At 38.1% G+C, this 14,740-nt stretch carries 11 protein-coding genes; 3 read left to right on the forward strand and 8 right to left on the reverse strand.

Annotated elements, in window-relative coordinates:
• From BN3326_RS15600 to BN3326_RS15620, 6 genes are all read right to left on the reverse strand, one after another.
• Positions 1 to 2,043: an alpha-glucuronidase gene (locus BN3326_RS15600; RefSeq protein ID WP_070000201.1), complete on the reverse strand. Its 2,043-nt coding sequence runs from the start codon at positions 2,041 to 2,043 to the stop codon at positions 1 to 3.
• On the reverse strand, positions 2,033 to 4,189 hold the full coding sequence (locus BN3326_RS15605) for a glycoside hydrolase family 3 C-terminal domain-containing protein (protein WP_070000202.1): 2,157 nt from the start codon (positions 4,187 to 4,189) through the stop codon (positions 2,033 to 2,035). Before BN3326_RS15605 ends, BN3326_RS15600 begins: the two co-directional genes overlap by 11 nt.
• A 130-nt stretch (positions 4,190 to 4,319) precedes the next feature.
• Entirely contained in the window at positions 4,320 to 5,990 is a 1,671-nt protein-coding gene (locus tag BN3326_RS15610) for an extracellular solute-binding protein (protein WP_070000203.1), read from the reverse strand.
• Positions 5,991 to 6,066: 76 nt separating this feature from the next.
• Positions 6,067 to 6,420, reverse strand: a complete 354-nt coding sequence (locus tag BN3326_RS22420) for an ABC transporter permease subunit (RefSeq protein ID WP_255363199.1) — start codon at positions 6,418 to 6,420, stop codon at positions 6,067 to 6,069.
• Positions 6,421 to 6,918, reverse strand: a complete 498-nt coding sequence (locus BN3326_RS22425) for an ABC transporter permease family protein (protein ID WP_242876013.1) — start codon at positions 6,916 to 6,918, stop codon at positions 6,421 to 6,423. It abuts the gene before it with no gap.
• A 35-nt stretch (positions 6,919 to 6,953) separates the two neighbouring features.
• Positions 6,954 to 7,946, reverse strand: a complete 993-nt coding sequence (locus tag BN3326_RS15620; RefSeq protein ID WP_083258764.1) for an ABC transporter permease — start codon at positions 7,944 to 7,946, stop codon at positions 6,954 to 6,956.
• Between the two features lie 407 nt (positions 7,947 to 8,353).
• On the opposite strand from BN3326_RS15620, the gene BN3326_RS15625 reads away from it, so the two are divergent.
• From BN3326_RS15625 to BN3326_RS15640, 3 genes are all read left to right on the forward strand, one after another.
• Entirely contained in the window at positions 8,354 to 9,439 is a 1,086-nt protein-coding gene (locus BN3326_RS15625; RefSeq protein ID WP_242876014.1) for a GntR family transcriptional regulator, read from the forward strand.
• 490 nt (positions 9,440 to 9,929) lie between these two features.
• Positions 9,930 to 11,033 carry a family 8 glycosyl hydrolase gene (locus BN3326_RS15635; RefSeq protein WP_070000206.1) on the forward strand — a complete coding sequence of 368 codons (1,104 nt, stop codon included), beginning with the start codon at positions 9,930 to 9,932 and terminating at the stop codon, positions 11,031 to 11,033.
• Between the two features lie 30 nt (positions 11,034 to 11,063).
• Complete coding sequence (locus tag BN3326_RS15640; protein ID WP_083258767.1) at positions 11,064 to 11,921, forward strand: DUF6544 family protein; 858 nt, start codon at positions 11,064 to 11,066, stop codon at positions 11,919 to 11,921.
• A gap of 246 nt (positions 11,922 to 12,167) precedes the next feature.
• On the opposite strand, the gene BN3326_RS15645 is transcribed toward BN3326_RS15640, so the two are convergent.
• Together BN3326_RS15645 and BN3326_RS15650 are read right to left on the reverse strand one after the other, a co-directional pair.
• Positions 12,168 to 13,553: a family 4 glycosyl hydrolase gene (locus BN3326_RS15645; RefSeq protein WP_070000207.1), complete on the reverse strand. Its 1,386-nt coding sequence runs from the start codon at positions 13,551 to 13,553 to the stop codon at positions 12,168 to 12,170.
• Positions 13,554 to 13,613: 60 nt separating this feature from the next.
• Complete coding sequence (locus BN3326_RS15650; protein ID WP_070000208.1) at positions 13,614 to 14,738, reverse strand: glycoside hydrolase family 88/105 protein; 1,125 nt, start codon at positions 14,736 to 14,738, stop codon at positions 13,614 to 13,616.
• Between the last annotated feature and the right edge of the window lie 2 nt (positions 14,739 to 14,740).

Here is a 14,740-nt window from a genome sequence, read left to right on the forward strand (position 1 = left end):
TTAATATATGCTCCTTCCCTTTTCATCTGATATACCAGACTTACGATAAAAATAGGTATTTATCTGATCTCTCCATTCTTTTGAATGTTCCAGCTGTTCTTGTAATCTGCACAAAATTCTTTTATAGGCTATGGGCTCAATGAGGCCCTCTAAACTTACAAACTGGGCTAGCATCTTTTCAACATCCTCAACCCCTTCAAAATGGGTATCATAAATATGCTGTATCAAAGTTTTTCCCGTGGATAAGAGGTCTGTATACTTCTTATAGTGGAAAAAGAGCAGCAATTCCTCTGGGCAGGTTTCAGGGTTATTATATAGGGATGCATTAGGTTCATTATATTGACCTACATACCCCGTACCTTGGAGGGTTCGGTCCACCCCTATTCCTAAATGATCCGCCCGATGATAGGTTCCCCATCTTGAGTATTCATAACCATCAACACTTGGCCCATAATGGTGATTTGGCTGAACCATCCAGCCAATACCCAGTGGACTTGTATACTTTTCGTAAGTCTCCCAAGATGACATTAAAATATCCAGTATAACAGCTACCACCCGCTCATCATCCCCAAAAGTCATTTGAATCCACTCTTTAGCAATTTCTTCTGCACTCAGTGAGGTAGTGTAACTGAGTCTGCCAAACCCATACAAGTTGGCAGCTGCCAGGTCATGACCCGTCCAGTTCACATCATCCCCCGTATTAGTTACGGTGGCTATCCCACACTTGTGTTGATCATAAGTTCTTCCACTGATAATGTCCGCTACAAGATCTTTGGAATCTTTGCAGTAAGTTTTAAAGCCTAAAACTTCTTTAAATAAGGGAATGAGATAACACACATGTCTTTGCTGCCCTGTATATTCTTGAGCAATCTGCACTTCTAAAATTTGGTTGGTGTTTTTAAGTTTACCAAAAAGAGGAGAAACAGGTTCACGCACCTGAAAATCCATTGGGCCATTTTTTATTTGCAAAATAACATTATCCCTAAATTCCCCATCAAGAGGTGCAAAATGATCACATCCTGCTCTCGCACGGTCTGTCACCCTGTCACGCCAATCTTGCTGACAATTATAGACAAAACATCTCCAGATAATAATTCCTCCGTGAGGCTCAATGGCTTTACCTAACATATTGGCCCCCTGAGCATGGTTACATCCATATGTAAATGGTCCTGGTCTGCCTTCTGAGTCCGCCTTTACTATAAAGCCACCCAGTTTAGGCAAATAGGTATAAATTTCCTTCATTTTGTCTTTCCACCAAGCAATCACCTCTTTATCTAAAGGATTGGAAGTGGTAAGATTCCCTAGCTCCATAGGTGCTGCATAATTTAAACTCAGATAGAGTTTTATCCCATAATCAGCAAATATTTCACATAGCTCCTGCAAAGGTTTATAAAACTCCCTGCTTATTAGTTTTGTTGCAGCATCATTAACATTCACATTATTGATAACCGTTCCATTAATGCCACAAGAAGCCATAAGTCTTGCATACATTCTTGTGCGTTCATTGATAAGCACTTGATTATTGGCAAAAAAGAATGAGTTTCCAGCATACCCTCTTTCAATGCTGCCATCCATATTATCCCAATGATTCAACATCCTCAGTGGATTATCAGGTTTTTCATTAACAGCTATGCCTTTAATAGACTTTCCTCTTTGTAACTGACGAATGAGGTGAAAAGCCCCCTGTAAGACCCCTCCGCCATTGGTCCCTCCAATAAAAATACATCCGTTTTTTTCTCTTATTTCATAAGCATCTGGGGTACTTAACCTGTTTAGGATAAAAAGATAAATGCCTTTTTCTTCTTCCTCAAAATCCAACCTATTATCCACTGGGCTATAAGTTGTTTCCATAATCTCTACGTTCTGACAAAGAATCTCTTCTATGGCCTTTACAAGCTCTTTCCCAGCCGTACTCACCACTCTATATTCATCAACTGCTGTCTCATTCTTTTGGATAAACACCTTGCTTAAGGATAATCCTTTATTTAAATCAATACTTTTTTCATTTTTACGATAGTTTAACCACATTTTTTCAAAATTCATAGTATCCCTCTCTGGCTATAATCTTTGTTGTCCATACTTTTTTACCTGTTAACGCTTCGCTGCGCTTCTCTGGCTGCGACCCACCAAATGAAATTTCGTAGGTTCCTTCTTCAATAATTAACTGAGCTTCTTCATTGTAAAGTGCAAAATCTTCTAGCTTTAATTGAAATACCACCAGTTGACTCTCTCCTGGCTGCAAATATACTTTCTTTAATGCTTTTAACTGACCATTGGGTGTATGCTCTCGTAACGCCTTGATATAGACCTGAACCGCTTCACTCCCTGGATAATCTCCTATGTTAGTCACCATTCCCTTTAATTGAATGCCTGAACTAGTCAATTCCTTAGATGATACAGAGATATCTGTAAACTTAAAATCCGTATAAGATAGACCATATCCAAAGGGATAGAGAGCCTCCTTTTGCATATAGCGATAGGTCCTGCCCTTCATATTATAATCCGTAAAGTCTGGCAGTTCTTCTGTAGACTTATAAAAGGTAATAGGTAGTTTACCCTCTGGACTCACTTCACCAAATAAAATATTTGCAATTCCATGCCCCCCTTGAGCCCCAGGATACCAAGCCTGGACTATGGCAGGAACATGTTCTTGGGCATAATTAATAGCTAAAGCACTTCCTGAAAGGAGCACCAGGATGCAAGGTTTCCCACTCTCTACTACGGTTTTTAAGACTAACTCTTGTAGCCCTGGTAAGTTGAGATCAGGTTTGTCGCCACTTGCATATTGATTTCCTTGGTCCCCGTCCTCTCCCTCTAAGCCAGCATCAAGCCCCAAGCACATAATCACCAAATCACTTTCTTCACAAACTCCCTTAACCTCAGAAATACGATCCAATCCACGCCCAAGGCTACTTATCTTTTCTTTAAAAAGGTGACAGCCTTCTGAGAAAAAAATGCGTACATCCTCTTTAACATAGTCTTGAATCCCTTCTGCAATGGTCACATATCTTGAAGCTGTCCCCTCATAATTGCCCACTAAAGCTTTGCGATTATTGGCATTAGGTCCAATAATGCCTATGGTTTTATATTTATTCTTATCTAAAGGCAGTAAATTTCCTGCGTTTTTTAAAAGCACTGCTGATTTTTCAGCTGCTCTTCGGTTAAGTGTTTTCATTTCCTTTGTGTCCACCTGCTTATAAGTAATTCCCTCATAACAACTAGCGTCTTTGCCATCCAATAGCCCAAGCTTTATACGTGTTGTAAGCAAATTAGTTACCGCTTCATCTAGACGGGACTCAGACACCATTCCTTTTTGTACAGCTTCTATCAAATAGATGAAAAGGTTGCCGCAATTTAGATCACAGCCATTATTCATGGCAAGGGCTACAGATTCAACAGCATTTGCTGTAACTTTATGATATTCATGAAAATCCTTAATGGCCCAACAATCTGAAACCACATGGCCCTCAAATCCCCACTGATCTCTTAAAATATCTTTAATTAAAATTTTGCTCCCACAACAAGGCTCATCATTGGTACGATTATAGGCACCCATAATGGCTTCGACTTTTCCCTCTTGTACACAAGCTTTAAAAGCAGGCAGATAGGTCTCAAATAAATCCTGCTGTGTAACTTTTGCATTAAAACTATGACGCATATCTTCTGGTCCACTATGTACAGCAAAATGCTTAGCACAGGCGGCGGCTTTTAGGTAATCCGTATGATGTCCTTGGATACCTTTAATAAAGCGAACCCCTAAGCGTGCGCTTAAAAAGGGATCTTCTCCAAAGGTTTCATGTCCACGTCCCCATCTTGGATCTCTGAAAATATTCACATTAGGGGCCCAAAAAGTAAGGCCTTTATAAATATCATAATCCTTATATTTTTGCTGCATATTAAATTTAGCTCTGCCTTCTGTGGAAATGGCATCTGCAATTTCTTCAATAAAATCTTCATCGAAAGTTGCTGCTAGACCAATGGCTTGGGGAAATACTGTGGCTACCCCAGATCTTGCAACGCCATGAAGCGCCTCATTCCACCAATTATAAGCTTCAATGCCTAAATGTTTAAGGGCTGGCGCACTATGCAATGTCTGAAAAACCTTTTCCTCAAGATTCATTTTTTCAACAAGTTCTTTTGCCCTTTGCCTATAAAGTCTGATTTTGTCCTGATTAACTACCAACTCCATTTATTTTTCTCCTACTGTTTTTATTAAAACCATTAAATTTAAAGCTGTGAAATCTATAAATAGATACAAAAAACCTAAATATCTCCGGGAGAAATTAGGTTTTTTATATATAAATCATTATGATAAACTTTTATTTTTTATTTTTTTCCCATGCTGCTGTACGTTCGTCGATAATTGCTTGACCACCAGAGCTTAAGTAATCTTTTAATCCGCCATCGAACACGCTGTCAAAATTACTTGCAGGTGCAACAACTGCCTGTGTAAGGAATCTATCACGTTTCTCAGTAAGTACTGGCCCCATACCTTCTTCAGCTTTAATCTCACCAAAATTATAGTTCTCAGTGTAAACGCCATCAAAAGTAGTATATTTAAATGCTTTCTCAATAACACTAGGTTCAACGCCTACATAACCAAGACCTATTGACTTAATATTAAGAGCTGCATCACCAAGATTTAAACCATTATTTGTAATTGTATAATCAATATTGCTTGCAGAATTCATGATATCATTACCTGTTGCAGGAATGATTTTGATTGCCCCATCTGGCATTACTTCATGTGTAACACCTTCTTTTCCAATTTGTAAGAATTTTATGGTTTCTGGTCTGCTAATAAAGTCTAAATAAAGTAAAGATGCAACTGGTTCTTTATTCGTTTTAGGGAAGAAAATTTTACGATCAACAGGTTGTGGAAGATATTTCACATATTTGCCTGCATCATTTTTGAAAGGCATTATAGCCACATAACCTGAATCTGGTCCAACCATTCTTTTCAAGCTATTATTGATACTATCTTCTCCCTCACGGTAAGGGTAATCCCAGTTATGCATAAATGCGCCTACATAACCAGCTTTCATCATATTATCTTCTGTTTTATCTCCCGCAGGATAAAGTGGAAAATCTTTCCAAATCAAACCTTTGTTATACCATTCATTTAATTTAGTTACACCCTCTTTAATCCCTGGATATAATAATCTTCTATCGTCAAATCCTAAAGTATATTTGTCTTTATCAGACATATTACTCGGAATAAAAGACGCTAGCAAATGATCGTTACGCCATCCTATATCATAACTGGTGGAGAAAGGAACCATATTTTTTGACTCTGCACCAAGTAATAATTCAGCATTATCTTTGAAGGCATTAAGCATGCTTTCAAACTCTTCCAAAGTTGTTGGTTCTTTAATATTAAGTTTTTTCAACCAATCCTCACGAACGAACGTATTAATACGATTGGAGTTAGCAAGACGTGCTTCAATTGCCCATATTGTGCCCTTTTCAGGATCTTGATTATAATAAATGTTTTGATCTGTGAGTAGCTCCCATAAATTAGAAAGTGACTCTTTGTTTGCTTCTAGATAGGGTGCTAAATCAGTAATACCACCCATATTAGCATAGGTTTGAACTGTTGGATAACTGTAAGTAACGCAAACATCAGGTGCATCACCAGCAGCAAGTAAGTTGTTAAGCTGTTCAACTTCCGTCCAACGAGGCACTGGAACAAAGGTTACTTCAACGTTGTGCTCACGAAGCATGCCTTCTTTGATAAAGTCAGTATAGGCATTATCTTCTGGTTTAGAGCCACCCTCATTTCCCCTGTCAAAAACCTCAACTGTAATCTTTCTTGTCTCTACAAACCTTCCATCAACAATTTCCGCATTATCTCCTGCAGATTTTGTTTCAACATTTTGCTTAGCCTCGTTACTGGTTGGTGCTTTAGTGTCAACAGTATCTTTACCACACCCACTAAAGACCATAGTCCCCATAACTAAAATCATTAAAATAGAAGTAAATTTTTTCATACGCCCTCCTTGATTTATATGTATTTGACCCCTTGAGTCCACAAAATATGATAGCCTTCTTAAATTATTCCTTAGGCTATTCCTTTACCGCTCCAAGTGTTGCTCCTTTAATAAAATATTTTTGCAGCCTTGGATAAACCATTAAGATAGGTATTGTAGCAATCATAACTGCTGCTGATTTAAGAGTTTCTGAAAGACCTGGTTGATTGAACCCTTCCAGCATAGCAACCTCTACCTGATTAACATTATTTAAAATATTATACAAAAGGAGTTGAATGGGATAAAATTCCCTCTTATTCATGTACATTAATGCATCTGAAAAGCCATTCCAACGTCCAACTGCATAAAATAGACATAGTGTAGCAATTACTGGCTTTGATAATGGTAAATAGATTTTTATTAAAATCTGAATAAAACTTGCACCATCAATCTAGGCTGATTCACGCAGACTGACAGGAATGCCATAGAAAAAGCTTCGCATAATAATCATATTAAAGACGCTTAACACACCAGGAATTACCAGAACCGCCGGATGATTAAGTAAACTCAAATCCTTAAGAAGCAAATAATTGGGAATCATTCCTGCGTTAAAGTACATGGTTATAATCATAATTGTACTAAATATTTTTCTTCCCTTTAAATTATCATAAATAAGTGGATAGGCACAAAGCACAGTCATAAACAGGGATGCACATGTACAAATAACCGTCAAAATGGCTGTCCAAGCAATCGACCATATGAATTTGCTGTCGCTAAGTACTGTTTTATAAGCATCAAAATTAAGATCTACAGGCAGAAACAATACCTTGCTTTTTATTAATGCATCTGCTGAGCTTAGTGATCTTGCCAAAACAGTTAAAATGGGCAAAACACATATGAAAATAAGAATGACACAAATAAAAACAACAACCCAATCGCCAATCTTCATAGCTTTTGATTTAATCATAATAGAATCCTCCCATTTTACCAGATACCTCGCTCGCCAAATCTTTTTGCAATCTTGTTAGCTACGATTACAAAAATAACACCAACAGCAGACTGAAAAAGACCAACTGCAGTCGTGAGCGAAAACTGCAAGCCTCGTATACCATTGGTATAAACAAACGTGGCTATAACATCAGATACATTTGAAACTAACCTATTGCCTAAAGCATAAGGACGGTCAAAATCGCTGCCCAAAATGCGTCCCAAACTCAAAATCAGAAGGACAATAATGGTAGACCTTATCCCTGGCAAAGTAATATGCCATATTTTTCTTAATCGGCCAGCCCCATCAACTGACGCTGCTTCATAAAGTTCTGGGCTAATACCTGTTATTGCCGCCAAATAAATAATTGTATTCCATCCCATGCTTTGCCAGATTCCAAGGTACACATAGGTCCATATCCAGTGTGCTGAAGAATTAAGAAACGGTACACTTTCCATACCCATTCGGTTTAATCCAATATTAACAAGACCATTAGTAGGTGCAAAAAGTTGTAGTGCCAAACCTGAAATGATGATCCATGACAGAAAATGAGGCATATATACAACTGTTTGTGTAAAACGTTTAAATCGCTTAAAAGTTAGTTCATTAAGTATAAGTGCTAAAATAATCGGAGCCGGAAATCCAACAACTAAATCCAGCAAATTAAGCATTATCGTATTACGTAACGCATAAAGAAAATCACGATTTGAAAACGCTTTAATAAAATATTCAAATCCGTAATTATTAGCCCATTCCATTTCCCAAACACTTTCAACAATACTAAATTTCTTAAATGCAATTTGAATATAGGTCATAGGTATGTACTTAAAAATAATAAAATACATCAATGGAAGCAACAGTAAAAGGTAAAGCGTCCAATGGTGCTTAATATAGTTGACAGCTGATTTCATCTTTTGTGAAATGGGTTCCTTCTTTTTCAAAGTTGATTTCGTTTTTTTTGAAAGGGCAGTTTCCTGAGAATATGCCATTTTTTCACCTCTTTCTCACTCGTAACCTGTATTGTTACTTGTATTGTTTTTTATTTTTTTGGTATTGTTTAATCTGCTAAATAAAACATAACACGATCATCTTGTATTGTCAATATTATTTCTAATACTTTTCTGATACAATTACTAATTAGTGCAACTGTTACACTTTATCACTTAAATTTATATAAATTATATGCAATTCATTCTATCATTGTAAGAATTCTACTCAAAACAACACCATTCGCTATCAATAGTAAAAGCACAAACTTGTAAGTACAACTTTACAACATGCTTGCTTTTCCTCTCATGAAGTTATATAATTCATACATATACTAATTGTGACTAATCGATTAAGATGCGGTTATCATCTCAGAAAGGAGTATATGATGACGAAAATGCCTAAATATATGGATATCGTAAAATGGACAACAGCTCAAATTACAACAGGTGCACTTCAGCCTGGAAAAAAATTTCATTCTGAGAATACGCTTTGCAAAATTTTTGATGTTTCTAGGCAAACTGTACGTCGTGCACTTGAGGAATTAGAACAAACGGGTTATGTCACCAGAATTAAAGGAAGTGGCACCTACATATCCGAGAAGCAACCCTCTGCACCCTATAAGCCGATTGTAAAGTATCCCTTATCCAAAACTGTCGGTATTATCACGACCTACCTAGACTCCTATATCTTTCCTTCTATTATCCAAGGCATTGAAACCATATTGACTGACAACGGCTTTACAGTTCAATTAACTTCAACTAAAAATTTGATAGAGGGAGAGCTCCGGGCCTTACAAATGATGTCAGAAAATAATTTAGACGGTCTCATTATATGGCCAACCAAAAGCGGATTGCCTTGTATGAATCAGCACCTTTACCAAACTTTATATCAAAAAGGCTTCCCCCTCGTATTTGTCGATTCTTTTTACGCTGAATGCCCAGGTACCTACGTGGCCCTTGACGATGAAGGTGCTGGTAAAGCAGCGATTGCACACCTCCTTGAAATGGGGCACCGAGAAATCGCAGGCTTATTCCCTCATAGCGACCAACAAGGTTACTTACGTTACAAAGGATATGTAAAGGCTTTTACTGATCTGGGTCTGCCTATACGTGAAGAGCATATACATTGGTATTCAAAAGAAAATGTAGAGGAGCTCCTTCATAGTCCCAGACTTTGGGAAACACTATCCTCCTGCACGGCCTCCTTTTGCTTTAATGACAGTCTGGCGCTTATGTTAATCGATCTACTTCGCCAAAAAGACATCCGGGTTCCAGAAGACTTTTCGATTGTAGGTGTCGACAACACGCTGATGGCTAAAATGGGAGGCCTTACCAGCGTGATTCATCCCGCTGAAAGTTTGGGTGCCTCTGTAGCTAAATTACTTATATCTATGATCAATGGTGAGGAAGGCCAGAACATATTATTTCCTGCTGAACTTGTCATACGGGATTCAGTAAAAAGAATAGAGGTCGAACAATTTATACAAAAGTGATTTGATTAAGTGTAAATTGATTTTATTTTACCAAACTAGAAAAAGCATATTAAAAACTTTATTCAGCCCAGAGCGACACCATCTACGGAGAATCTTATCCCCTAAGTGGAGGCGCCGTTCTAGGCATAGGTAACAATGTTTCGCTGATATTTGACAACATGAATTTCGGCTATGCGGGAACCCAACGTTTTAAACTTAGCTGGCGTTCTCATAGTACTAAAAATTCAATACTTCTTGTATTCTCTGATGAACCGTCTTATTTTAAGCAAATGATTGAATTCACAAAGGCTGTGAATTATACACATGCAGCACTCTCAATTAACAAAAGAATTTTCGGTCAAAAGACTGTCTCACTTATTTTTCTTCCAGGAGTGGATATTGACCTAGAATGGATTCAATTTGCTAGTGAATGATATAGCAATGCAATTCTGTAGATAAATTAAAATAGGAAAATACATATAATTAATAATAGGATAAGGAGAAAATAATCATGAGAAATCTATTTAAAGAATTGGGTTATGATGAAACAGAAATCGCCAGAAGGTTAGATGACATTGTTAAGCGCATGTTTTATGGCTCTCCAGAAGAAAAAATATATTATACAGTCGAGGGGGACATGGGCTATGTAGTGGACACAGGGAATTATGACGTCCGCACGGAAGGTATGTCTTATGCCATGATGGTATTTGTGCAGCTGGATATGAAAGCGGAGTTTGATCGAATCTGGAAATGGACGAAAACCTATATGTATCTCGAAGAGGGGGAGAATAAAGGTTATTTTGCTTGGTCAGTAGATCCAAGTGGCAAAAAAAATGCTTATGGGCCTGCACCTGATGGAGAGGAATTTTTTGCCATGGCTTTATTTTTTGCTGGAAATCGTTGGGGCAATGGTGATGGTATTTTTAACTACACACAGCAGGCAAAGGACCTTCTAAGTGTCTGCATCCATAAGGGAGAAAATGGAGAGCCTGGTATGCCTATGTGGGAACCTAGCAACAAGTTAATTAAGTTTGTTCCTAATTTGGACTTCTCAGATCCTTCTTACCATCTACCTCATTTTTATACTTTATTCGCCAAATGGGCAAATGAAGAAGATCGGGAGTTCTGGTTAGAAGCTGCGAAGGCCAGCCGGGATTATTTAATTAAAAGCTGCCACCCACAGACTGGCTTAGCCCCAGAATATGCCACTTATGACGGAGAACCTAAAAATCATAAGAACCATCATCTCTTTTATAGTGATTCTTATAGAGTTGTCGCTAATATTGGTCTTAACGCTTTGTGGATGGGGCACGATGAAGCTTTAGCAAAGTGCAACGAACGCTTGCAAACTTTTTTCTGCGAGACGGTCAAAGGCAAAGAGGATTATGTTTATGAAGTAGATGGCACACGAATTGAAGAAAAAGTACTGCATCCAGTAGGTTTAATTGCTACCAATGCCATGGCATCACTAGCTACTTCCGGAGATTATTCCAAGGCATGTGTTAAACGTTTTTGGGACACTCCCTTAAGAGAAGGAGATCGACGTTACTATGATAATTTCCTTTATTTGTTTGCATTTATGGCTCTTAGCGGACGTTATATAATCTGGGAATAGGGGTTAGTTTTGATATGTGAGGTGAAATATATGCTTTGGATAGTAATAGTTTTGATTGCGCTGGCAATCTTAGTGGTATACTTGGCAATACCCGGAGGCAAACTTTGGAAGCAATATCTGACAGATGTAAAAATTTCTTTGATCGAAACAAATAGGCAAAGAAGCGCACAAAGTCTATTTACGGAAGATTATGTTGCCAAGCTGCCTACTCTAATCCGTCAGCACATTATCAATGGGGGCTATCTGGGAAAGCCCTTTATGAATAACATGCTGATATATTTTCACAACACAAAGTTTCGTATGTCAGCGGGCAAAACGCCAATTAAGATTAAATTCATGCAGGTCAATTTTGTAAGCAGACCTGACCGGCACGCTTTCTTAACAGGACGAATTGCGGGAATTCCATTGCAGGCTAAAGACAGTATGCTGGATGGATTCGGCTCTATGACAGGTGTACTTGCCAAGCTGTTTCAGCTTTTTCGTTCTACCGGGTCAGAAATGGATCAGGGTCAGTTGATAACAGCTCTGGCAGACGCAGTCTATATGCCTTCTTTATTTCTACAGGAGTATGTGTCATGGTCAGTCGTTGACGACCACACCGTTGAAGGTGAGATTACATGGAAGAGCGTTTCTGCTAAGGGAAGATTTACTTTTGACAATAATGGCAACATTATACGTTTTGATACCAATGACCGATATATGGACCAGAACGGGAAAGGCAGCTTGCTGGTGCCGTGGTATGTAACCTATTCTGATTATAAAGAGCAGAATGGTTACCGTCAGCCAGGAAGCGTTAGTGTAAATTGGATGCTCCCGGATGGTGATGACACCTATTTTGTGAGCGACCATATTGAGGTTCATTACTCAATAAATGAAGCAAATTTATGACTTAATTATTTGGTCTTTGCAATAATAGGTTAAATAGTCACAATAACTGACTAAACGTGAAATAACCCCCCCTGAATTCTAACGCCCTCAAGGGATTAATCCTAAAGCTATAATGAAATGCTTGGCACCTACCTCAGCATGGTGATTTAACGATACATTGATATAAAAATAAGACAAAGTTCTTGTATGGAACTTTGTCTTATTTTATATTATTATCATTCCTTCGCAAGTAAAATGATAAAGTCTTTAAATAAATTCTACTGACAGATATTTTTTTGTGTTTTGCAGCATCGTTTCAAATAAAACACGTGCTTTTTCTTCCGTAAGAGTGACTAAAGGATCATTAACAAATGCTTTAAAAGCCAATTCTTTATCACCAGTCATTGCTGCTTTTAATAAATCTGCGTGATTGGCAGCATGAGGAGCTATAAGTAAAGAAATGCTTTCTGGCAATGCTCCAGCAAATACTGGCCTAATACTATCACGGCTAAACAAAGCATTCGTCTCTACTACTTCTCCTATTGGAAGGTTTGGAATTTGACCGATATTAGGGATGTTTACATTACTTATTGTGCGTTCCAAACCAACTAAGGCCTTAATGAGTAATATCCCATCTTCTCCTGAAGGCTCATTACCAAGGCTTTCTTCACCCTCCGCCAGTCTCTTGGCTCTATCCATGCGTTGTTTTAGATCAGCTATCCTCCAATCCACTGTTGTAAGACTAAACTTCCAGCTTTCCACAGTATCAGGATTCTTTAAATAGACAGGAGGTAAAAATTCAACTAAATGCCTGTCCCCAGCAGCTGCAATTAAACCATATTTTCTAAAGAGATCAAATTTTACACGGTGGGCACATTCAAAAGTGCTGTTTGCCCAATTTTTATCTGGCTCATTAAAGCCTTGTTCATAATATTTGTCTACAAATTTTTCGTACATTGGAAATAAATCTAGTCCTTGAAAAGAGGCTTCATTAAACCATGTAAAGTGATTGATTCCCATTACGTTAACATGAATAGCTCTGTGATCTACCTTTTCAATTCCCAAAAATTCCTCGCACATATGAGCAAGTAGCTTCTGAGTGCCAAATACTTCGTGGCAGCAGCCAAAGGCTTTAATCTCAGGGAATACTTCGTAAAGCGTTCTCACACAAATTGTCATAGGATTTGTGTAATTAATAACCCACGCTTTAGGTGAAAAAGTCTTAATCGCCTCTGCAATTTCTACGAACATCGGGATAGTTCGCAGCGCTCTTAAAGCACCTCCAGGCCCAGCAGTGTCTCCAACAGATTGATAGATGCCGTATTTTTCGGGTTCGTGGACATCTGAATACATTTCCACAAATGTTCCCGGCAAAATAGAAATGACCACAAAATCAGCTCCTGTTAATGCCTCTTTTAACGAGGCCTTGGTTTCATAATGCCATTTACCTACAGTATCTTCTCTTTTACTTAAAGCATTCCCAATAATTTCATTGGTTTTAGCTGCTTTGCTATCAATATCATAAAGTCTGATTGTCCCACTTATTTTTTCCTCAAGGGCCAGGTCTGCCATAAAGGTCCAAGCCCATCCTCTTGAGCCTCCACCAATATATGCAATGGTAATATCGGTCACTTTTTGATTTAAACCCTTCACAAAAATCCCTCCGCTTCATTTAGCTGTTTTCACTTAGCTCTATTTTATTATTGTTGGCTTCTATTCTGCTTGGTTTAATGCCTCTGCTAAAGCCAGAATTGTCAGCGACTGTCCATAAGCCATCGGTGCAATTAGGATATTTTTATAATGCTCTGCGCTGTAGCCCATGCCCGTTCCAGCTGATACGTTCAAGACAGTTCCATCCTTGTCGATATTCTTCAAGATTGCCTGAACACCTTTTTTCGCACATTCCAGGTAAGAATCATCTAAAATACCATAACGGATGCCCTTCAGTATGCCGGCAGTAATGGCAGCCGACCCTGATACCTCTTCGTAACTTGAGTGGTCCGTCAGTACTGTATGCCACAATCCGTTTTTGCTCTGCAGTTCTTTTAGCTTCTCTACTTGTGCTTTGTACGTATCAATAATAAATGTTTTAACTCCTGAGGTTAGTGTGCCTTTAAACATATCCACATAATCTAGGATGCCAAGGGTAAACCAACTGTTCCCACGGCACCAAAAAACTCCCCCAAAATTATCCCTTCTATTAAAAGACCATCCATGGTAGAAAAGTCCCGTATGTGTATTATATAGGTATTTAATATGTATCAACACCTGATGAATAGATTCATCAATCCACTCCTGATTCTTGTACTGCTGACCTATTTTATTCAAAAATAAAACTGTCATAAATAAAGTGTCAATCCACATCTCGCTTTCATTAAGACGGACCCCCTGCCTGTCACCATTTGCGCTTGTCACATGTTGAAACCCGCCTTCTTTGGTTCTTGGAAGACAGTTCATCAGCCAATTTGCCCAATCTAGGCATAAATCTTCAAATTCTTTATCCTGATAACTTTCATTTAATTGTGCCAGTGTCAATAGAGGCGCAGTTGTGTTGATATTTCTAGAAGGAAGCCCATCTGCAATATTTCCTTTAAACCATTCATACAGAAATTTTTTATAATCCTCTTTCCCTTGATATTCCATGACTTTCAAAAGTCCATAAATCCCTACGCCCTGTGGCCAATCCCATTCTGCAATTCCAAAATCACGTTTAAAAAAACCTACCGCTTCGCCACCACTTTTTAATTCTTCTTCATTTTCTGGTCCACCAAGATTTATCAGCTTTTGAATTACCAAGTCTAGTTTCTGCTCAATTATTTCTTTTTTTATATTTTTCATTA

The sequence above is a fragment of the Cellulosilyticum sp. I15G10I2 genome (genome assembly GCF_900095725.1).
Taxonomy (GTDB): Bacteria; Bacillota; Clostridia; order Lachnospirales; family Cellulosilyticaceae; genus FMMP01.

Coding starts and splice junctions, on each gene's coding strand:
- BN3326_RS15650 (WP_070000208.1), bottom strand. CDS start 14,738: ATGAAAAATATAAAAAAAGAAATAATTGAGCAGAAACTAGACTTGGTA.
- BN3326_RS15605 (WP_070000202.1), bottom strand. CDS start 4,189: ATGGAGTTGGTAGTTAATCAGGACAAAATCAGACTTTATAGGCAAAGG.
- BN3326_RS15640 (WP_083258767.1), top strand. CDS start 11,064: ATGCTTTGGATAGTAATAGTTTTGATTGCGCTGGCAATCTTAGTGGTA.
- BN3326_RS15600 (WP_070000201.1), bottom strand. CDS start 2,043: ATGAATTTTGAAAAAATGTGGTTAAACTATCGTAAAAATGAAAAAAGT.
- BN3326_RS15620 (WP_083258764.1), bottom strand. CDS start 7,946: ATGGCATATTCTCAGGAAACTGCCCTTTCAAAAAAAACGAAATCAACT.
- BN3326_RS15625 (WP_242876014.1), top strand. CDS start 8,354: ATGGATATCGTAAAATGGACAACAGCTCAAATTACAACAGGTGCACTT.
- BN3326_RS15610 (WP_070000203.1), bottom strand. CDS start 5,990: ATGAAAAAATTTACTTCTATTTTAATGATTTTAGTTATGGGGACTATG.
- BN3326_RS22425 (WP_242876013.1), bottom strand. CDS start 6,918: ATGAAGATTGGCGATTGGGTTGTTGTTTTTATTTGTGTCATTCTTATT.
- BN3326_RS15635 (WP_070000206.1), top strand. CDS start 9,930: ATGAGAAATCTATTTAAAGAATTGGGTTATGATGAAACAGAAATCGCC.